Origin of the sequence: Caballeronia udeis (genome assembly GCF_001544555.2) — a bacterium.
GTDB classification, from domain to species: Bacteria; Pseudomonadota; Gammaproteobacteria; order Burkholderiales; family Burkholderiaceae; genus Caballeronia; species Caballeronia udeis.
Genome location: NZ_FCOK02000012.1, coordinates 17,160 through 36,464 on the forward strand (window position 1 = coordinate 17,160; position 19,305 = coordinate 36,464).

Consider the following 19,305-nt stretch of genomic DNA (forward strand, 5'->3'; position numbering starts at 1 on the left):
GATCTATCTTATGCAAAAGCCGGACGAACAGTCGCGTGTGCAAGTGGCGCCGCTTTCGCAGCGCCGCCGGCAGGTGTGACTAGCGGGCCGGCTTTCCAACCAGCGCCCGATACTCGTTCGCGGTCGCCGGAGTGCGTCCGAGCAAGCCGGCGATGTCACGCGCCATGTTGAACATTTCAAGGTTGTCCTTGAGATGCTCGTCGCTGTTCGGATACTTCCAGGGCGTGTCTTCCGTGCCAATGCGGATGTGCAAGCCCATCATCGTGGCAAGCGTCGTCATGTACAAAGTCGCGCGTCCAGCCGCACAAACACTGATGACGGAGGTCGGGTCAATCTTGCGAATCTGGTCGACCATCAGGAACATGTGTTGGGCCATGTCCTGCGCATCGGTGACCGAGGTGCCGGAAACCAGGGTGCGGCCCACGTTGAACGGCAGCCCGTACAGAAGCAGCCAGTTGTACGGTTTCTTCAAAATGCCTGTGTCAATGAGCTTTCGCTTCGCAAGCTCAATCTCTCCCGAGCTATGGACGGCCAATTCCGGCTTGACGCCTGCCGCCTCCAGCGCTTCGATTGCCGGCACCATGAAGGCTTCCGGGTGGCCCGGGGCGCACGGGGCTACCTCGGTCAATCCCGCACGCGCCGGACTCATGCAGATATCGAAGGTCGTTCCGTGCAGCACGTTCAGGTTCGGGACGAAGTCGTTGCCAAAGCGCTTCCTAAGCGGTTCCAGAACCGCAGAATAGGCTTCGACTGGCGGAATGTCCCGGTCCATGCGTCGGCCCTGTTTGTCTGTCATCCATGAAAAGTCGATGTGAACGCCGCATGCGCCAGCTTCGATCACGCTGGACGCTGCATCCACGTATTCCTCAAGCGACGTGGTCTTTTCAAAACGCCCAGACACAGCTGCGTTGATGGCAATCTTCTGCGGAACATCCCATTTGGGCTGCAGTTCGGGCCCGGCGAGGAACTGGTATTCCTCCATTTCGCGCTTGGCGGCTTCCCAAAGGGGCAGTTTTTCAGTCATGGTAATCCTCGACATAAGTGGTGAAGTAAGGGTTCGAACTGTTCCGAACCAACGGCAATCAGATTTGCAATAAGCGTCCCGACAGGGCTGCTAACTCATGGAGCAGTTGTGCATCGCTGACGACTCGATTTGTTATTCGACGCGTGGGCGGGCGCAATACCCATCAGCGGCGATTTCACTTGCATATTATTGTCAGCACGATCCATTTGTTAGCATTCCTATTTCAATACAAAACAACGTCGACGCTGCCCGCAACCCCGGAACCGAGTAATGACACGCCACCGGCCTACCGCCTCTCCCAACCGGATCATTTGTGTTAAAATGATTCCAAGCAACATCGATTTATATCGAATGATGTGACTCGGAATAAATAAAGTCAAGTGCAGTAGGGAATTCCCTAGGGGGAGTGCTTTGACTGCAGCCCTTGTTTGAGCGTCCCGGCTAACCGCCGAGTCGCATCTACATGTCGAGGAATGAGCGAATGGCCAAGCCCTACTCCACCTCAGTCGATACGACCCTGGATTCCATCGAGCCATTGTGCGGTTCAGCGGGAGGGGAAATTCCCGAGACCCTCGACGACCGGGGCAGAACAGTTCCGTGGATGACCCGAACTTTGAATCGGCTCTATGACATGCAAGCGCAGAGGATCCTTGACCGGGAAAAAGTGTCCATTGCGCATTGGTACTACCTGCGGGTGCTGGCTCAACGCGGCGAACTGAATCAGCTGGAACTGAGCAAGCGCGTTGGAATTGCCTCGACAACCGCTGTGCCCGCTTTGGACAGCATGGAAAAGCGTGGTCTATTGAAGAGGACTCGTGATCCGAAGGACCGGCGCAAGTATTACGTCAGCCTCACTGACGACGGCAAACGTCTGGTCGATAAAATGATGCCGGAGATCATTCACATGATCTCCGGCTCTTTTGACGGCGTGGACCCTGAGGAGACGCTCACCTTCTGGAAGGTTTTGCATCAGATCGCGCAAAACCTCTCGGAAAAGTCCAACGAAAATACAGTCGTCGACTAGCAGGCTAACGTCTGTGGTCGACGCATCAGCGCCTTGAACAAGGCACGTATAAGTGCAAGACGGCATGGCCGGCTGCGGGACGTCGCGCCGCAATAAAACTCAATCATGACGCTTTAAGGCAGCAAGGCGCTTGCCAGACCTTGTGGATCCGTTCTTGGCAAGACCCAAACCAGAGCGGCTGAACTGCCTGTTTCACCTACCCTACGGCTGTCCTCAACGCGGCATGTGGCAGAGATCCGGTCGCCACTGACCGGCACCCACTGTAGCTCGCGTCAAAGCTGGTCTGCCTGAAATCTCACACACGCGCCGTCGATCGCTAGGGAGATTCCCTAGGATTCTTGACTTTGGTCGCCCCGAAACACATTATTCGATATAAATCGATTCGTTACAGAATCATATGATATCAAATAAATAGATGACGTGAGGACCAGGGCGATCTTACCTGTCCCGCGTCCGACGAGTCCGCGCGTTTTGATCAGGCTACGCAAATAATAAAGGACTACCTAATTAATGGAAGCGAAGTGGACGACATGAAAAACCCGAGGTCACGGTCTTCTGCTCCGTTATCAGTCTCAACCAGCATTGAATCCATATTCATCACTCAATTCGAGGATCGTCATGTTCGATAAGTTCCGAGTCTGGCAAGCTGCAGCGCCGAAAAAAATGCAAAACCGGCTTGTTGCGAAAGGAGTCAAGAACGCTCTTCGCAAGATCGGTCTGCTGGTTTCGGCAGGTCTGATCTGCACCGCAGCCCACGCGGCAGAAGACTCCCTCACGAACCGCCAGGGCGACATCACCCCGCTCTGCGGGTCAAAGCCGATGATCGTCGGCGTGTCTGACGGATACGGCGGCAATACCTGGCGCAAAACAGGTCTTGCCGAAGTCAAGGATGAGCTAAGCCACTGCAAGAACGTCAAGCGAATCATCTACAGCAATGCCAACGGTGACCCGCAGAAGGCAAACTCGGACATCAACAGCATGGTCGCCCAAGGCGTCAACGTCCTGATCATGCTGCCGGATTTTGGCGCCGTGCAACTCCCGGCCATGCGAGCGGCCATGAAAGCCGGAGTGGAGGTTGTGCCGTATTCAGCCCAGATAGCGGGAGTTCCCGGGCGCGACTATGTCGTGAACGTTGTCGGAGACTCGAAGCAGATCGGCATTCTTTGGGCTGACTGGCTCGGAGCAAACGTCAAGAGAGGCAACGTGGTGTTCATGGGTGGATCGCCTGGCGCGGCACCGTCGCAAAATTTCATGGATGGCCTGAGGGGTGGTCTCAAGAAGTACCCGAACCTGAAGCTGTTGAACGAACAGTTCGTTGTAACGAACTGGAACCCGGTGGACGCGCAAAAGGCCGCGGCGGGTCTCATCGCACAGTACCCGCAAATTAACGCGATCGTCACGGACTATGGCGTGACTGCGCTCGCAGCAGCGAAGGCGTTCGAACAGGCACATCTTTCGGTACCGGCCATCGTAACGATCGCGAGCGACAACGAGCTGAACTGCCATTACCTGTCGGCCAGGAAGGCTGGAACCGCCTTTCCCTACTACACGCTCGATGGCACCACGACCTACGTGCGCTTTGCAGTGCGACATGGGGTAGCGGCCTATCAGGGCACGACAGACAACGAGTCGCCCGCGGTTCTTCCGTCCGCATACGCAGACAGCGCCAAGGGTCTCGATCCCAAGTGCGATCCGAGCGTACCGCCCGATGCCGACCTTTCCTCAGCGCTTCCCCCAGAAAAGCTCAAGGCAGTGTTTGAGCAGTAATAGTAATAGCCCGGGATAAATCATGAACGACCAGAACACATTGCTGCAGATTGACGGCGTCACCAAGATCTTCCCTGGTGTGCGCGCACTCGATAACGTCACATTCTCAGTGCTGGCGGGAGAAGTGCACGGGCTCGTCGGCGAGAACGGCGCGGGTAAGTCCACGCTCATGGCTGTCGCGTCCGGCGCACTCATCCCCGAGCAAGGGCGTGTCGTGATCAATGGCGTGGAAGCCAGGGGAAACACCGACGAGGCGCGGCGACTGGGGTTGGCGATCGTGCGACAGGAACCGGCTCTCATGCCCGACCTGAGCGTCGCGGAGAATCTTTATCTCGGCGTACCCGCGGACCAACGTCCGGCTCTCATGCGAACAAGGGAGTGGGCACAGCAACTCCTCGGGCAGTGGAGTGACAAGGTTGCGATTGACGTGAGCGAGCGCGTTTTGAGCTTGAACCCTGAACAACGCTTCATTGTCGAGATCGTAAAAGCACTCGCCGCCAAACCTAAGGTCCTGGTCCTGGATGAACCGACCGAACATCTGCTGGCGGAAGACGTCGATCGCCTCTTTGAACGCATTCGTCAAGTGACTGCGTCAGGCTGTTCAGTCGTCTATATCTCGCACCGCATTCGTGAAGTACAGGAAATCGCCAATCGTCTTACCGTGCTCCGCGATGGACAAGGGCAAGGGACCTACGACGCAGCCGGCCTCAGTGAGCAGCGGATTGTCGAACTCATCGTGGGTGGCGCGCTCGACCGCGAATTTCCCGCCAAAGCGGGAGATGGCCAGACCAGCACGGTCCTCGATGTGGTGTCGCTACGCGGTGCAGGCTTCACCGATGTATCGCTTCAGGTCCGCAAGGGTGAAATCGTGGGCCTGGCCGGCATAGACGGCAACGGACAGCGCGAATTCATGCGCGGCCTTGCCGGTCTGGCCCGAAGCCGTGGGGGCGTCAACGTGAACGGGAAGCCGGCGAAACTGCGCAGTTCGCAGGCAGCGGCCGCTTCAGGCATTCGCTACCTTCCGGGCGACCGGCACAGGGAAGGCATCTTCGGTGACCTCTCCGTGCGCGAGAACTTCTCTATCCGCAGTCTTCCGTTCGACTCCTTCAAGGGCTGGGTCAGCCAAAGGAGTGAAGCCACACGCACCAAGCTCGCGGTAGCAGGTTTCGCAGTCAAGACGCCGTCCGTTGAGACGCCAATCCGCTCCCTGTCGGGCGGCAATCAGCAAAAGCTCGTCCTGGCGAGCGTCCTCGCGAGCAAACCCGAGGTGCTCCTCGTCGACGAACCGACGCAAGGCGTCGACGTTGGCGCCCGGATGGAAATTTACAAGGTGCTTCGTCAGGCCGCCGCAACCGGCACCGCTGTCATCGTCGTTTCCTCGGACGCGATGGAAGTGGCGGGTCTGTGCGACCGCGTGTTGATTTTCTCTCGCGGGCACATCGTAAAGGAACTGCGCGACGCAGCCGTCAGCGAGAGCAACATCACGTCTGCGGTGCTTACTGCGACCACTGAGCGTGAGAGGGGCTCGGCAAGCATTTCGGGATTCTGGAAGTGGGCAGCCGGAGACTGGGCCCCTCTTGTCATGCTTGCACTGGCAGTCTGCACTCTGGGCATCTATGCAGCGCATGTCAACGAGACTTACCTGTCCACGCGAAACCTGAGTGGCATGCTGGCGCTGGTGGCGACGCTGGCTATCGTCGCCTATGGGCAGCAGGCGCTTATGCTGGTCGGAGGCATCGACCTGTCTGTCGGTCCGCTGATGGGCCTGATGGTCGTCATACAGTCCTTCTTCCTGAACGACGGGTCCCCTTTGGGCCATCAGTTGTCGGGCTGGGTCATCGTGTTTCTCGTCGCCATGGCAGTCGGGCTGGTGAACTGGGTATTGGTCGGGCCCTTCCGGCTGCATCCAATGGTTGCAACGCTAGCGACCTATATGGCCCTGCAAGCGGTTTCCCTGCTTTTACGCCCTGTTCCGGGCGGGCTGATTGCTGATTCGGTGGTCGAGACAATTAGTGCGCAGGCCGGCTTTATACCGATCATCGCGATCGTTGCTGTCATTCTCGCCGTCGCGCTTGAGTTTGCCCTGTTCAAGACCCGGCCAGGTCTCGCGTTTCGCGGCGTGGGCTCACGGAGCGAGGCCGCCCGCATGGCCGGTGTTCGCCCGCAACTGACCTTGCTTTCAGCTTATGTGGGTTGCTCGCTCCTCGCGGGAGTCGCCGCAGTGCCGATGATGGCGCAGGTAGGATCCGGCGACCCGAGCGCAGGCATCAACTACACGCTGGCGAGCATCGCAGCCGTCGTCATTGGCGGGGCAAGCCTGTTTGGCGGACGCGGGTCCTTTATCGGTTCCCTGCTGGGTGCCCTCCTCATTATCCAGGTCAATGTGGTCACGTCATTTCTGGACATTGGTGATTCATGGCAGTCCTATCTGTTGGGCGGAATGATCCTCGTATCTGTCGCCCTCTATTCCAAGAGCCGCGAAATGGCGGTGGCAAAATGAGAAAGATCATGAGCAATCAGCCAGATGCGGTGTCGGATCTCTTGCGGTCACCCTCCGCGGAGTCGAAGTCAGCTCGAATTCCAGCATTCAGTGAGTTCTCGTGGATCTGGGTCGGATTGATCATTCTCTTCTCCGTCAGTTCGGTGGTCGCGCCTGGCACCATGACCCGTGGTTCGATCCTGGCCATGCTTCCGTTCGCAGGCATCCTCGCCATTGTCGCAACAGGACAGACCCTGGTTATCCAGCAGCGCGGGCTCGACATGTCGGCAATCGGCATGGTCTCGCTGGCGGGCGTGGTGATGGCGCGCACCGGATTTGGTCTCGATTCCATCGTCCTTGCCGTGATCTTCACCGTGTGCGTGGGTGCGATTGTCGGAATCGTCAATGGAACCCTGGTCTCGCAGTTTGCTATCACACCGCTGGTTGCAACGTTGGCGGTCAACGCGCTTCTCATTGGCGGCGTGCGCTCGTTGACCGGCGCTGTGCCAGTCAACGTCCCGACCGTCATGCAGACGATCTCCCACGCCCAGTTCATCGGTTTGCCCGCCAATGTGCTGTTCGCCTTCGCGTTCGTGATAACGGCGTGGTTCATTACCCGGAAAACCGCGATCGGACGCCGCTTTGTGGCCGTGGGTGTCAATCCGCGTGCGGCAGAAGCTGCCGGGGTGAGAGTCCTGCAGTACAGGATTGGTGCTTACGTCGCGTCCGCGGTCTGCTTCTCTGCCGCCGGAATGCTCCTGGCCGGGTTCATTGGCAGCGCGTCGCAGACGTCGGGCAATGACTATCTGCTTCCGGCCATTGCGGCTGTCGTTGTCGGCGGCACGCCGTTCACTGGCGGAAAAGGCAGCGTGATTGCCAGCGCGGTCGCGGCGCTGTTCATGGCACAGCTCAGCCAACTTGTGCTGGCACTGGGTGCAGGGCCGGCAGTTCAGTTGCTGGTCCAGGCCTGCGCGATTCTGCTCGCAACGACGGTTCGCTATCTGCCGGCGGCGATACGTTTCGCAAGAGCACGTAGTGGAAAGTAGTAGGTGAGGTCCGCGCCATTCTCTTCCGGGCCCTGGCGTTGTATTGACTCGAAAGACGGGAATTTCTGGCTGAGGACCTGATTTTTCAAGCGGATTGCAACGACCCGGAAGAGGTCGTCAAACAACCACTGGATATTCTTCTATATATTAAGGATGACGAAATGAGAAAGATCATTTATTGTGCGTCGTTGATGGCTTTCTGCGCCTGCAACACCTACGCGCAGAGCACGGTGACCCTGTATGGACGCGTCGCATCGGGTCTCGATTTCGTCACCAACGTCGCAACGCCAAACGGCCAGTCGAAGACAAATTTCAGGTTGGGCAGCGACCAGTACGGGTACAGCTGGTTTGGCCTGACAGGCAATGAAGACCTCGGGGCGGGCGTACACGCTGTCTTTAAACTCGAAAGCCTTTTCACCTCAGGAACCGGGCAGACTCCACCCAACACGATCTTCACCCGCGACGCCTATGTGGGTTTGTCCCACGACAAATTCGGAAGTATCTGGTTCGGAGAGGCCATGAGCCTGACCGACACAACCGGCTGGTACATTGACCCTCTGGGCGAGCAGGTGGGGATAGGTGTTGGCAACTTCGCCTACGGGCGAGCGTGGGGGCCGCGGTCAAACGTGGTCACTTACAACTCACCCGAGTGGGCCGGCTTCTCTTTCCACGTGCAGAACGGATTTGGCAATGTCGCAGGAAACTTCCAGGCCGGACGTCAATTCAGTGTGAGCGCACAGTATGTAGGCACCAGCTTCGCCGGGTACGGAGTGTATGAAGAAATCCGCGACGCCAACGGTACCTTTTCAGATCTGTTCGCGGCGTCACGAGAATACATGGCCGGCGCCACCTATACAGTAGGCCCGGTCAAGTTCTACACCGGCTATCAGCAACTGGCCTCATCCGGGAAGGACACAGTCGCTACTTCGTTCAATCCTTCCGCCGCCACACGCAGCCAGCAGGAGTGGATAGGCGCTTCGTATCAGGTTTCCCCTGCCCTCGCCGTCCAGGCCGGCTGGTATCACGGTAACGTCAATCATGGCGGCGGAGAGGGAAATCTCGGCGCTATCGCCACCACCTACAACCTGTCAAAACGGACCTTCCTCTACCTGACCCTCGGAGCGATGTTCAACGGCAAGAACTCAGCGTTCCCGGTTGAGACAGCCGACTCCCAACCACTGCCGGGCCACAACCAGCAAGGTGGCTACTTCGGCATCATGCACTACTTCTAAGCGATGGCTTGATGGCGTACAGATACCTGTACGCCATCGCCTGCAGTCGCGCACGCCGCGTTGGAATATCACCTTGCTCGCTTCGCGTCCTCGGGGCTGTGGTTCGATGCCCGGCGATGACGATGATTCAAGTCACCGTCATCGCCGGGCATTGAACAGGCTGTGCTTACCCCGCCGCGCCTCAGATTGCGCCCTTCAGACATTCCTCCGCACGCCAGCCGTGCAGCCATTGCAGTGCGTCGTAGAACTGCTCCTGCGTGCGGCCGACCCAAAGCGAATTCCGAACTTGTCGCTCGACGCCCTTCGCGTGATAGATACGGCCCATCTCACGTGCCGAATACAGAACGCGCGCCGTGCGTGGAATACGTGCGGTCTCGTATAGCTTGAACGCGGCTTCGAAATCGTTATCTGTGGCAGCGACAGCGGCGCCGAGCGTAACCGCATCTTCGAGCGCCTGGCAGGCGCCTTGCGCCAGGTATTGCGTCATCGGATGCGCGGCGTCACCGAGCACCGTCGCGCGTCCATAGCTCCAGTGCTCGACGGGGTCCCGGTCCGCCGTCGCCCAGCGTTTCCATGAAGTCGGCCGGTCGAGCATCTGGTGAGGCAACGGATGAATGCCTTCGAAGTAGGACAGCACTTCCTGCTTGCTGCCTTCGCGCACCCCCCATTCCTCCTTCTCGCGACTGTGGAACGTGACGACGAGGTTGTATTGGCGGCCGCCGCGCAGCGGATAGTGCACGAGATGGCAATGCGGACCGGCCCACACCACAGGTGCATTGATCTGCAGATCCTCCGGCATGTTTTCGACTTCAACGACGGCGCGATACACAACATGCCCTGTCACGCGATGTTCGTCGCCGATCAATGCCTTGCGTATTGCCGACTTCACGCCATCGCAGCCGATCACGGCATCCGCGTGGTATCGCTCGCCGTTCTGATCAATGACAGTCACACCGTCGGCGTTCTGGTCGAGCTCGCAGACCTGCGTGTTGGTGCGGAACTGGATCAACGGATGATCTTTCACGGCTTCGAGAATCGACAGGTGAATGTCGGCACGATGAATCACCGCATACGGATTGCCGAAGCGCGCGCGGTACGGGGCGCCTACGTCGATCCGCGCCACCTCCCTTGCGTCAAGCGCATCCATTAATTTCAGGTAGTCGGTGAATACGGCGCGGCTACGCGCTGCCTCGCCGACGCCTAGCGCATCGAGTGCGTTGAACGCGTTTGCGGCCAACTGGATTCCCGCGCCGATTTCCCCGATCTCAGGGGCCTGCTCAAGCAGTTGCACGCGAATGTCTTGACGCGCCAGCGCCAATGCGGTGGCGAGGCCTCCAATGCCACCGCCGATGACGAGCACGCGCCGGCCTTTGTTGTTTGTCTCACTCATGTCTGTCTCCATTGTCGACCAGAGTTGGCGCTTCAGCTGTCGATCAGAGTTCGCGCTTCAGCGCGTTACTCTGTTCCCATGCAGAGCACTTACTCCCGTCCCATGCAACACCGTCGCACCCCCTGCAATCAAGCGATGTAATCGGGCTGGCGCTGCGGCTGCGCGGCGTCGAATGCCGGGTGTTTCAGTGCGTGTTCATAGACCGCGAGACTGCGCGGATACGGACTCAGATCGCAGTCCATGCGCAGCGCGTTGGCGATCTGTGGCACAAGGCACACGTCGGCGAGTGTCAATCGCGCACCAAAGCACCACGGACCCGCGTTGCTGCGTTCGAGGAGACGCTCGACGCTTGCCATGCCCTCCCCGATCCAGTGCCGATACCACGCGCTCTTCTGCTGTGGCGTAACCTTGAGTTCGCTTTCCAGATATCGCAACACCCGCAGGTTATTGAGGGGATGGATATCGCAAGAAATCAGCGCAGCGAACTCGAGCACGCGCGCACGCATTACCGGTTCAGACGGAATCAGGCGTGGCTCGGGAACCTTCTGGTCGAGGTAGTCGATGATCGCGAGCGACTGGCCGAGTCTGAAATCGTCATCGATCAACGCAGGCACCGACGCGGATGGATTCACGTTCGCCACATAGTCCGCTGCGCGATGTTCACCAACGCGGATATTGACGGGCAGCGTCTCATACGCGATGCCCTTGAGCGTGAGCGCAATGCGTACGCGGTACGACGTCGAGCTGTTGAAGAAGCTATGAAGTTGCACGGGTAAATCTCCGGTCAATGCAGGTTACGCGTCTCAAGCGAAATATCTCAAGCCACACGCACCGTGACTTCGCCAAGACGCTCGATGCCGACCTTCATCGTGTCGCCCTTCTTAACCGCTCCGACGCCTTCAGGCGTACCCGTGAAAATCACGTCGCCCGGTTCAAGGCGGAAGAACTTCGACAGATACGCAACCGTCTCCGCGACCGACCAGATCAGATGCGACACATCGCTCTTCTGCCTGGTCTCGCCGTTGACCGTGAGCCACAGGCCGGCGTTCTCGAAGTGACCGACCTCGCTTGCCGGATGAATCGGTCCGATAGGCGCCGAGTCGTCAAACGCCTTGCCAATCTCCCACGGACGGCCCATCTCGCGCATCTTCATCTGCAGGTCGCGGCGCGTCATGTCGAGACCGACTGCATAGCCCCATACATGATCGAGCGCTCGTTCGACCGGGATATCCGAACCGCTCTTGCCGATCACAGCGACGAGTTCCGCTTCGTAGTGGTAGTTCTCCGTCTGCGACGGGTAAGCCAGTTCAAGCGTGTCCCCGTAGGCGACAGGCACGACCGCATCGGCCGGCTTGCAGAAGAAGAACGGCGGTTCGCGATCGGGATCGAAGCCCATTTCGCGCGCATGCGCCGCGTAGTTGCGGCCTACGCAATAGACGCGGCGCACTGCGAATTGAGCGTCGCTACCGGCAACGGGAACAGCGACGGGCGCTTCGGGCGGGAATACAAAAGACATGATGAGTTCGACTCGATAGATAAAGGTTTAATCATGCACCGCCGATGCGGCGCATGGAAAGGAAGCAGATACGTCTAGCTGCGTTCTTCGCGCAGCAGATTCAGCGCGGCGAGCACGGGGCGATCCGAGTAGCTGAACACCACGCTTTCCGCCGATGCCGCCAGTTGCACGGGCGCCCACGACGGCGCGACGAACACGTCGTGCGGCTCGAACGTGAATTCGTCGGTGCCGATCTTCACCGTGCCCGTGCCTTCGACGACGCAATAGACGGTCGCGTCGGTGCTGCGGTACGTGCGGCCCTTGAAACCCGCGGGCAGGTATTGCATGAACGTCGCGATGGTCGGCATCGGCCAGCCGCCTGTCGCCGGGTTCACGTAGCGCAGCTTTACGCCGTCCCAATCGTCGAGTTCGCCGTTGCGATACAGTGCGTCGAGCGCTTCGCGGCTGCGCTCATAGGGGTAGCTGAAAATCGGCGAGGTCGGATCGGACACGCGATGCCGCACGGGCACCATGTTGTGACCGAAGCGCGCGAAGCTGTCGCCTTCGGGGCGCGACACTGGCTGCGTGGCCTCGGGGTAGTTCTCGGCGAAACCGGCGTCCATCTGGGCAACGAGGGGAATGTCGAGGCCATCGAGCCACACCACGGGCTCGCCGCCGTCTTCCACCGACGGGTTGCCGTGGTCGTGCCAAGTCCACGACGGCGTGATGATGAAGTCACCCGGATGCATGGTCGTGCGCTCGCCGTTCACGGCCGTCCACGCGCCCTTGCCTTCGACGATGAAACGCAGCGCCGACTGCGTATGCCGGTGACTTGGCGCGATCTCGCCAGGCAGGATCAGTTGAAGTCCGGCATAGAGGTTCGGCGTCATGCTCGACTTGCCGGGCAAACCGGGGTTTTCGAGCACCAGGACACGGCGCACGGCTTCTTCGGCGCTGATGACGGAACCGGCCTGCATCACGAGATCACGCACCTGGCGGTATTTCCAGATGGCCGGCTGGGCTTTCGGTTGCGGCGCTTTCGGCACGAGGTTGTGAAGCGACTCCCACAGCGGCGCCATGCGCTGCTGCGCGATTTGCTCGTAATAGGCTGCGCGCGCGGCGCCTGGATTGTTGTTCGTCATTCGTGTCTCCTGTCGGCTGGTGTTAGCGCTTCAGCGCTTACTCCGGTCCCATGCAAAGCGGCTGTGTTAGCGCTTCAGCGCTTACTCCAGCCCCATGCAAGATGCTTACGCTGATGTCTCTTAGGCCGCGCGTCGGCTAATCACGCGTCTGCTCATCGGCCCCGTACTTGATTTATATGCGACAAAGCCATACCGCGTAAAATGGCAAAAACATCTGATCCATATGGTTTCGGGTATATCTCCGCAGCCGTAGCGGAGAGTGTGAGCAACAACATGTTGCAGGGGACTGGAGGATTGCGCGATGGACTGGACTTACCGTCTTCGTCTGAGGCATCTGCAGGTGCTGCTGAGCCTCGCGAGCACAGGCAATTTGAGTCAGTCGGCGGCGGCGCTCAACACGACGCAACCGGCGTTGTCGAAATGGCTCAAGGAACTGGAGGAAGACGTCGGCGTGCCGCTATTCGAGCGACACGCGCGCGGCTTACGGCCCACATCGTATGGCGAGGCGCTGATCGAACATGCGCGCCGCATCGAAGCACATCTCGATGTGGCGCGCGACGACATGCAGGCCATGCGTGAAGGCGGCAGCGGCGTCGTGAACATTGGAACATCGGGTGTATCGGCGGCCGATACAGTGCCCCTAGCCGTAGCCCGGCTTCTGGAGCGCATGCCTCGCGCACAGGTGCGGCTCGTGGAGAGCACGATGAACCAGCTCATGCCGCAACTTGCGCGCGGCGAACTGGATATTGTGGTCGGGCGGTCGGGTCAGCAGTACGATGATCCGCAGTTGCAAACGGAGACGCTCTACACGGAACCGATCAACTTCGTCGCAGGACCGCAGCATCCGCTCGCCGGGAACTCAACGCTCACCTGGGATGACGTCCTCTCCTATTCGTGGATCGTCTGGCCGCAAGGCACGCCTGTGCGAACCGCACTGGAGGCGGCGCTTGCGACGGTGGGACGCGCACTGCCGGGCCATTGTGTCGAATCCAATTCATCGATTCTCAACCTGACATTGCTGAACAACACGGAACTGGTGGGCGTCGCGTCGCATCGGGCCGCGCTTCGATTCGAACAATTGAACGCGCTTCGCATTCTGCCAATTCAACTCGAGGGCTTTGGATCCGTCTCGGTCTACTGGCACGCGGAAAACGTCAATCGCATTGCGGTGGCCATGGCATTAGAGAGTCTTCGCACGTTCGCGGACCCGCACATGAAGGAATGGCACACCGTTTAAGGCTTCAAACACGCTGCAAGGCTCAATCCACGACCGTATCGCCCTGAGCTTTCTGCGTAAGGTTTGCTTCGATCTGATGCATGACCTTCCAGAAAATGCGCATATCTTTCTGGGTAATACCGTCGAGCGACGCGGAGATCATGTCGGTCAACTCCGGCAAAAGCTCGTCGACCAGACGTTTCCCCTCCGGCTTCAGATTGACGAAGTACTTTCGTCTGTCGTTTGGGTCGCGAGTTCTTTGCACGAGGCCGCGTTTCTCAAGGTTGTCCAGGGCGGGCACCGCGGTAGTCGACGCAATCCCCACGCGTTTGCTCAGTTCAAGCTGATTCAATTCGCCCCGTTCCGCCAATACCCGTAAGTAGTACCAGTACGCAATGGCGATGTTCTCCCGGTCCAGAATCTTCTGCGCCTGGGAGTCGTAGAGCCGGTGCACCGTTCTGGCCATCCACGGAACGGTTCTGCCGCGATCATCAAAAACCTCAGACGGTTGTTTCGCCGCAGGGACCAGTGACACGGCAGCTTCTTTAATTGCTTTGACCGCAGCAGTGTTCGACTTAGCCATTCGCTCATTCCTCGACGTTGGGATCTCCAGCCCGGACATGAATCCGATTGGAGAAAAAAGACGGCAGCTAACAGCGTCGGACCAAGGGCATTCCCTAGGGTCCTTGACTTTATTCATTCTAAAACACATCATTCGATATAAATCGATCTTAGCCGGAATCATCTTTTTACAGATCATCCGTCACAAGAAAGATCATACAACATACGGCCAAATTTGCGACCGCTTCGTGGGAAAAACTTAGGGTCAGCCGCTGCGCCACGCGCAGATGTATTTCAGCTCAGGTTCACGACTCACATGCAAAGACATATCCTCGTACTCATACTCTGGCTGATGCCGTTCGCTTTACGGATGGCGGCGCGAAGGTTTCCATCCGTACGCGAACATCTCGGATCAGGACACTGGGTCATCCAGCTCCGGCTGCGGGACAACAGTCTCGCGAGGCAACTTCATTTCAGAAACGGCACGGTGTCCGCGCAGTGGGGCGTGAACAGCAAGCCTGATGCCGAGCTTGTCTTCATGGACGTGGCCACCGCACGCCAAATGCTTGCGCCCACGACCGATCACGCGTTCCTGATCGATGCACTCAAGAACTTCAAGATCACACAGGGCGGCAGCGATGAAGCGCTCGTCTGGTTCGGTCAACTGGTGAACACCATGAAGACGGGGTCCTGGCGCAAGGGCACCCGGATGAAAGATGGGACCACCCGTTATGTCACGCTCACCAATGGGGGGCCAGTCTTTGTCTTCGTCAAGGACGACAAGATCATCCGGACAACGCCCATTGATCTGGCGGATGAGGACGGACCAAGCTGGACCATCACCGCACGCGGTCGCCGGTTTTCGCCTGCACGGCGTGCAACCGTCAGCCCGCACGCGCTCTCGCTCAAATCGCTCGTTTATTCCGACAAGCGAATTCTTTATCCGATGAAGCGGGTTGATTTCAACCCGAAGGGTGAACGCAATCTGCAGAACAGGGGAGTTTCAGGCTACGAGCGAATCAGTTGGGACGAAGCGCTCGACATTGTCGCCGGCGAAATCCGCCGCATGAAGCAGGAGCATGGTCCCGGTGCTATTGCGATGGCCACGGGTGCGCACCACCAGTGGGGGAACATCAACTACTACCTGAGCGCCATGCAGCGCTTCGGCAACCTGATTGGCTACACCCGCGTCGAAATGAGCCCGATCAGCTGGGAAGGCTGGTACTGGGGCGCCATGCATCACTACGGCAACAGTCTGCGTCTGGGCACACCGAGCTTTTACGGCACAACGGAGGATTGCCTTGAACACGCGGAGGTGATCGTTTTCTGGTCGAGCGATCCCGAGTCGACCAGCGGGGTCTATGCCGGATTCGAAGGCACTGAGCGTCGCTTGTGGGCCAAGCAGCTCGGAATCCAGTTCGTTCACATTGACCCGTACCTGACGCAATCCGCCCAGTTCCTCGGCGGAAAATGGCTACCCATCAAACCCGGCACCGACTCGGCGCTAGCGATCGCCATCATGCATGAATGGATGGTCAGCGGAAGATACGATAAGGAATACGTATCATCCAAGACGACCGGCTTCGACGAATGGCGTGCTTATGTTCTCGGTGAAGAGGACGGCACGCCGAAGACGCCGGAATGGCAAGAGTCTGAAACCGGCATTCCTGCGAAAGATGTCCGCAGTCTCGCGACGTTGTGGGCGTCAAAGAAGACCTACCTCGCTGCAGGAGGCCTCGGCGCAGGCTTTGGCGGAGCATGCCGCACCGAGGCCGGGGCCCAATGGACGCGAAGCCTCGTCATGATGATGGCCATGCAGGGATGGGGAAAGCCCGGGATCAACTTTGGCAATCTGCAGATCGGCGCGCCCCAGGACCTGAATTTTTACTTTCCGGGCTACGCCGAGGGAGGAATCTCGGGCGACCTGAACTACACGGCGAGCGCGGCCAACAACTATTGCCGCATGCCTCACATCATCACGATCAATCCGGTGAAACAGTCCATCCCTCGCCAACGGCTTGCCGAGGCGATTACGCAGGGACATGCGGACGGCTACTTGTGGGACGGCTTCTCGGTTGAAGGGCAATTCGGTCAATACTCGTATCCCAAGCTGGGCCATTCGCGGGTTCACATGCTGTACCGCTACGGATCGTCTTCTTTCGGCACGGTCCCGGGCTCGAACAGACTGGTCGAAGCGTATCGTCATCCATCCCTCGAGTTCGTCGTCAATCAGTCGGTATGGATGGAGAACGAAGCGCAGTTTGCAGACATCATCCTGCCCGCCTGTACCGCCCTTGAGCGTGACGATATTTCCGAATGGGCAAACAGTGGCGGCTATATCCAGCATGCACAGAGCCAACTCAATCACCGCATGATGATCATGCAGCACAAATGCATCGAGCCTCTTGGTGAATCCAAATCCGACTATCAGATCTTCCTGGAGATCATGACAAGACTCGGCTACGGCGGCATGTACTCCGAAGGCGGCGGATCGGAGTTGACCTGGTGCGAGCGGATCTTCAACTCGACGGACTTGCCCAAACAAACCACCTGGAAGAAATTCCTGCAGAAGGGCTACCACGTCGTGCCGCCCCCCAAGGACGACGACAAGCAGCCGGTGGACATGCGCTGGTTCGCCGAGGGCCGCACCAAGGACTTGCCGGAGGCGAATCCTCTTCCGGGCGTGTATTCGACTGGCTTCAGCCAGGGACTGCCAACGCAATCGGGCAAGTTCGAGTTTGTTCCATCCAGCCTGCGCCGTATCGAGCAGATCGATCCCGCGCGTCCGGCGGTCAATCGGTACATCAACAGTCAAAGCGGTGTGAAACAAAGGTTCCCGCTACAACTCGTCACCAATCACCCGGTCTACAGCTTCCATACCCAGGCTGATGGGAAGAATAGTCACATCAGCACGATCAATGAGCACCGGATGAACGTGGGAGGCTATCGATACTGGGTCCTGCGAATGGGTCCCAACGATGCTTCGGCGCGCGGCGTGCGCTCGGGCGATCTGGTCAGGGTCTACAACGCGCAGGCGTCGGTCATCTGCGCGATAGACGTTTCGCAGCTCGTCAAGGATGGCGTGGCGCGCGGCAACGAGTCATGCGGTGAACTCGATCTGATCCAGACTTCCATAGGCATGGTTGATCGCGGAGGTTGTCTCAACCTCCTGACGCCGGGGCAAAAGATGAGCGCGACCGCGGACGGGATTGTTCCGAACAGTTGCTGGGTGGAGGTAGAGAAATGGGACACAACACTGGAGAAGGCAGCATGACCGGTTGGGCACTGGTAGTCGACGTTTCTCTCTGCATCAATTGCAGAAACTGCGTGATCTCGACAAAAGACGAGTACACGGGCAACACATTCCCGGGCTATTCGGCACCGCACCCTCCGGAGGGTCTCGATACGATTCGTGTCGAACGCCACGTCCGGGGAGAGGGATCGCTGGTGGACGTGACTTATATCCCGAAGATGTGCAATCACTGCGACAACGCGCCATGCGTCAAGGCAGCGGCCGATGGGGCAATCTATAAACGCCCGGACGGCGTGGTCGTCATTGACCCGGAGAAGTCACGCGGCCGACGGGATCTGGTGAAGACCTGCCCCTACGGCATGATTGAATGGAACGAACAGGAACAGGTACCGCAGAACTGGAATTTTGACGCGCACCTGCTCGACGCCGGATGGAAAGAACCGCGTTGCGCACAAGCCTGCCCGACCAAGGCAATACGTGCACTAAACATGCCGGACAGTGAACTGGAACAAATGGTAAAGACCGAACACCTGACGGTCATTCGCCCGGAGCTCGGCACAAGGCCTCGCGTCTTCTACCGCAATCTGGATGACGCGCTAAGCCATCTGGTGGCAGGCAACGTCTGCGAAGCCACTGGCGACGGTCAGCTCCGAAACCTGGAGGGAGTCGAGGTTGTGCTGCACGACTCCGCCGGCGGCGACGAACGCACGACAACCACCGATCATTTCGGGGATTTCCGGTTCTCAGGTCTGACTGAGCAGACGTCGACAATCGAACTGCGAGTCCGAAAGGACGGCAATGAAAAAATCATCGCAACAAGAGAGCGCACAGGGAGCGTCAACCTTGGCACGCTGCTGTGTTGATGTCTTGTCCATTTTCCAACAATCGCAGGAGACTAAAGCATGGAGTTGAACGACAAGGTGGCGGTTATCACAGGCGGGGACAGTGGAATCGGATTCGCTTCGGCACGGCTGTTCCTGGAAGCGGGTGCGGACGTGGTTATCCTAAGCAACAATCCGGAAACACTTGGTGCCACTCGCAGTCAGCTTGGCGCCAAGGTCATGACGATTGAGGCTGATGTCACTGACACCAAGGCCCTCGGCGTGGCGTTCTCGGAAGTGGGTCGCCGGTTTGGTCATATCGACGTTCTGTTTGCAAGTGCCGGCGTTGTATCTCCCACACCTCTGGAAGGCACGTCCAGTGAGCTCTTTGAACGCATACTCAGGATCAACGTCGCCGGAAGCTTCTATACAGTTCAGGCGGCGCTGCCATTCTTGCGTTCCGGATCATCAGTTATCCTGATTGGATCCGTGGTCGCAACAATGGGAATTGCAGGATTCGGGGCGTACGCTGCGAGCAAAGCCGGACTATCGGGCATGGCGCGTGCGTTAGCCTCGGAACTCACGCCTAAAGGCATTCGCGTGAACACGCTGGTTCCTGGTCCCACTAGAACTCCAATCTGGAGCACTATCGCTCATACGGAGAGGGAATTGCAGGAGCTTGAAAAAAGCCTGGTCAGAAGTATTCCGATTGGCCGTTTCAACAGTGCCGAGGAGGTAGCCCAAGCCGCGCTCTTCCTTGCTTCGGACCACTCAAGCAGCATGCAGGCAGCGGAAATCGTTATTGATGGCGGCGCGTCCCGTGCCCCACAGGGCGCTCCCGCATATCGCGCTTGA

General features: G+C 58.7%; 15 protein-coding genes. 9 read left to right on the forward strand and 6 right to left on the reverse strand.

Annotated elements, in window-relative coordinates; all coding sequences use genetic code 11:
• Nucleotides 1-79: 79 nt before the first annotated feature.
• On the reverse strand, nt 80-1,024 hold the full coding sequence (locus AWB69_RS11315; RefSeq protein ID WP_062084993.1) for a 3-keto-5-aminohexanoate cleavage protein: 945 nt from the start codon (nt 1,022-1,024) through the stop codon (nt 80-82).
• Nucleotides 1,025-1,505: 481 nt separating this feature from the next.
• Between AWB69_RS11315 and AWB69_RS11320 the strand changes: the two genes are divergently transcribed.
• The 5 genes from AWB69_RS11320 to AWB69_RS11340 all read left to right on the forward strand — a co-directional run bounded on the left by AWB69_RS11320 (nt 1,506) and on the right by AWB69_RS11340 (nt 8,572).
• Nucleotides 1,506-2,048 carry a MarR family winged helix-turn-helix transcriptional regulator gene (locus AWB69_RS11320; protein WP_062084994.1) on the forward strand — a complete coding sequence of 181 codons (543 nt, stop codon included), beginning with the start codon at nt 1,506-1,508 and terminating at the stop codon, nt 2,046-2,048.
• Nucleotides 2,049-2,666: 618 nt separating this feature from the next.
• Entirely contained in the window at nt 2,667-3,815 is a 1,149-nt protein-coding gene (locus AWB69_RS11325; RefSeq protein ID WP_062084995.1) for a substrate-binding domain-containing protein, read from the forward strand.
• Between the two features lie 22 nt (nt 3,816-3,837).
• On the forward strand, nt 3,838-6,315 hold the full coding sequence (locus AWB69_RS11330) for an ATP-binding cassette domain-containing protein (RefSeq protein ID WP_062084996.1): 2,478 nt from the start codon (nt 3,838-3,840) through the stop codon (nt 6,313-6,315).
• 8 nt (nt 6,316-6,323) lie between these two features.
• A complete protein-coding gene (locus tag AWB69_RS11335; protein WP_231937065.1) occupies nt 6,324-7,340 on the forward strand; it encodes an ABC transporter permease in 1,017 nt (338 codons plus the stop codon).
• A gap of 161 nt (nt 7,341-7,501) precedes the next feature.
• A complete protein-coding gene (locus tag AWB69_RS11340) occupies nt 7,502-8,572 on the forward strand; it encodes a porin (RefSeq protein ID WP_062084998.1) in 1,071 nt (356 codons plus the stop codon).
• A gap of 181 nt (nt 8,573-8,753) precedes the next feature.
• On the opposite strand, the gene AWB69_RS11345 is transcribed toward AWB69_RS11340, so the two are convergent.
• From AWB69_RS11345 to gtdA, 4 genes are all read right to left on the reverse strand, one after another.
• Nucleotides 8,754-9,962 carry a 3-hydroxybenzoate 6-monooxygenase gene (locus AWB69_RS11345; protein WP_062084999.1) on the reverse strand — a complete coding sequence of 403 codons (1,209 nt, stop codon included), beginning with the start codon at nt 9,960-9,962 and terminating at the stop codon, nt 8,754-8,756.
• Between the two features lie 128 nt (nt 9,963-10,090).
• Complete coding sequence (gene maiA / locus AWB69_RS11350; RefSeq protein ID WP_062085000.1) at nt 10,091-10,732, reverse strand: maleylacetoacetate isomerase; 642 nt, start codon at nt 10,730-10,732, stop codon at nt 10,091-10,093.
• Nucleotides 10,733-10,779: 47 nt separating this feature from the next.
• Nucleotides 10,780-11,478 carry a fumarylacetoacetate hydrolase family protein gene (locus tag AWB69_RS11355; protein ID WP_062085001.1) on the reverse strand — a complete coding sequence of 233 codons (699 nt, stop codon included), beginning with the start codon at nt 11,476-11,478 and terminating at the stop codon, nt 10,780-10,782.
• Between the two features lie 74 nt (nt 11,479-11,552).
• Nucleotides 11,553-12,599, reverse strand: coding sequence for a gentisate 1,2-dioxygenase (gene gtdA, locus AWB69_RS11360; protein WP_062085002.1), 1,047 nt, complete (start codon nt 12,597-12,599; stop codon nt 11,553-11,555).
• 301 nt (nt 12,600-12,900) lie between these two features.
• On the opposite strand from gtdA, the gene AWB69_RS11365 reads away from it, so the two are divergent.
• Nucleotides 12,901-13,836 carry a LysR family transcriptional regulator gene (locus AWB69_RS11365; protein WP_062085003.1) on the forward strand — a complete coding sequence of 312 codons (936 nt, stop codon included), beginning with the start codon at nt 12,901-12,903 and terminating at the stop codon, nt 13,834-13,836.
• A gap of 22 nt (nt 13,837-13,858) precedes the next feature.
• On the opposite strand, the gene AWB69_RS11370 is transcribed toward AWB69_RS11365, so the two are convergent.
• Nucleotides 13,859-14,398, reverse strand: a complete 540-nt coding sequence (locus AWB69_RS11370; protein WP_062085004.1) for a MarR family winged helix-turn-helix transcriptional regulator — start codon at nt 14,396-14,398, stop codon at nt 13,859-13,861.
• 294 nt (nt 14,399-14,692) lie between these two features.
• Here AWB69_RS11370 and AWB69_RS11375 point away from each other — a divergent pair, with 294 nt between their 5' ends.
• Genes AWB69_RS11375 through AWB69_RS11385 form a run of 3 tightly spaced genes read left to right on the forward strand, consistent with a single transcriptional unit; the run spans nt 14,693 to nt 19,305 of the window.
• Nucleotides 14,693-17,650, forward strand: a complete 2,958-nt coding sequence (locus AWB69_RS11375; protein ID WP_062085005.1) for a molybdopterin-dependent oxidoreductase — start codon at nt 14,693-14,695, stop codon at nt 17,648-17,650.
• The gene (locus AWB69_RS11380) at nt 17,647-18,492 is read left to right on the forward strand and encodes a 4Fe-4S dicluster domain-containing protein (RefSeq protein ID WP_231937066.1); all 846 of its coding nucleotides are present in this window, start codon (nt 17,647-17,649) and stop codon (nt 18,490-18,492) included. Before AWB69_RS11375 ends, AWB69_RS11380 begins: the two co-directional genes overlap by 4 nt.
• A gap of 39 nt (nt 18,493-18,531) precedes the next feature.
• Nucleotides 18,532-19,305 carry an SDR family NAD(P)-dependent oxidoreductase gene (locus tag AWB69_RS11385; protein ID WP_062085007.1) on the forward strand — a complete coding sequence of 258 codons (774 nt, stop codon included), beginning with the start codon at nt 18,532-18,534 and terminating at the stop codon, nt 19,303-19,305.

Bases quoted from the DNA above. Each gene is read 5' to 3' on its own strand.
- gtdA (WP_062085002.1), bottom strand. From the start codon at position 12,599: ATGACGAACAACAATCCAGGCGCCGCGCGCGCAGCCTATTACGAGCAA.
- AWB69_RS11330 (WP_062084996.1), top strand. From the start codon at position 3,838: ATGAACGACCAGAACACATTGCTGCAGATTGACGGCGTCACCAAGATC.
- AWB69_RS11380 (WP_231937066.1), top strand. From the start codon at position 17,647: ATGACCGGTTGGGCACTGGTAGTCGACGTTTCTCTCTGCATCAATTGC.
- AWB69_RS11385 (WP_062085007.1), top strand. From the start codon at position 18,532: ATGGAGTTGAACGACAAGGTGGCGGTTATCACAGGCGGGGACAGTGGA.
- AWB69_RS11340 (WP_062084998.1), top strand. From the start codon at position 7,502: ATGAGAAAGATCATTTATTGTGCGTCGTTGATGGCTTTCTGCGCCTGC.
- AWB69_RS11335 (WP_231937065.1), top strand. From the start codon at position 6,324: ATGAGCAATCAGCCAGATGCGGTGTCGGATCTCTTGCGGTCACCCTCC.
- AWB69_RS11365 (WP_062085003.1), top strand. From the start codon at position 12,901: ATGGACTGGACTTACCGTCTTCGTCTGAGGCATCTGCAGGTGCTGCTG.
- AWB69_RS11375 (WP_062085005.1), top strand. From the start codon at position 14,693: ATGCAAAGACATATCCTCGTACTCATACTCTGGCTGATGCCGTTCGCT.
- AWB69_RS11325 (WP_062084995.1), top strand. From the start codon at position 2,667: ATGTTCGATAAGTTCCGAGTCTGGCAAGCTGCAGCGCCGAAAAAAATG.
- AWB69_RS11345 (WP_062084999.1), bottom strand. From the start codon at position 9,962: ATGAGTGAGACAAACAACAAAGGCCGGCGCGTGCTCGTCATCGGCGGT.
- AWB69_RS11315 (WP_062084993.1), bottom strand. From the start codon at position 1,024: ATGACTGAAAAACTGCCCCTTTGGGAAGCCGCCAAGCGCGAAATGGAG.
- AWB69_RS11355 (WP_062085001.1), bottom strand. From the start codon at position 11,478: ATGTCTTTTGTATTCCCGCCCGAAGCGCCCGTCGCTGTTCCCGTTGCC.
- AWB69_RS11320 (WP_062084994.1), top strand. From the start codon at position 1,506: ATGGCCAAGCCCTACTCCACCTCAGTCGATACGACCCTGGATTCCATC.
- AWB69_RS11370 (WP_062085004.1), bottom strand. From the start codon at position 14,398: ATGGCTAAGTCGAACACTGCTGCGGTCAAAGCAATTAAAGAAGCTGCC.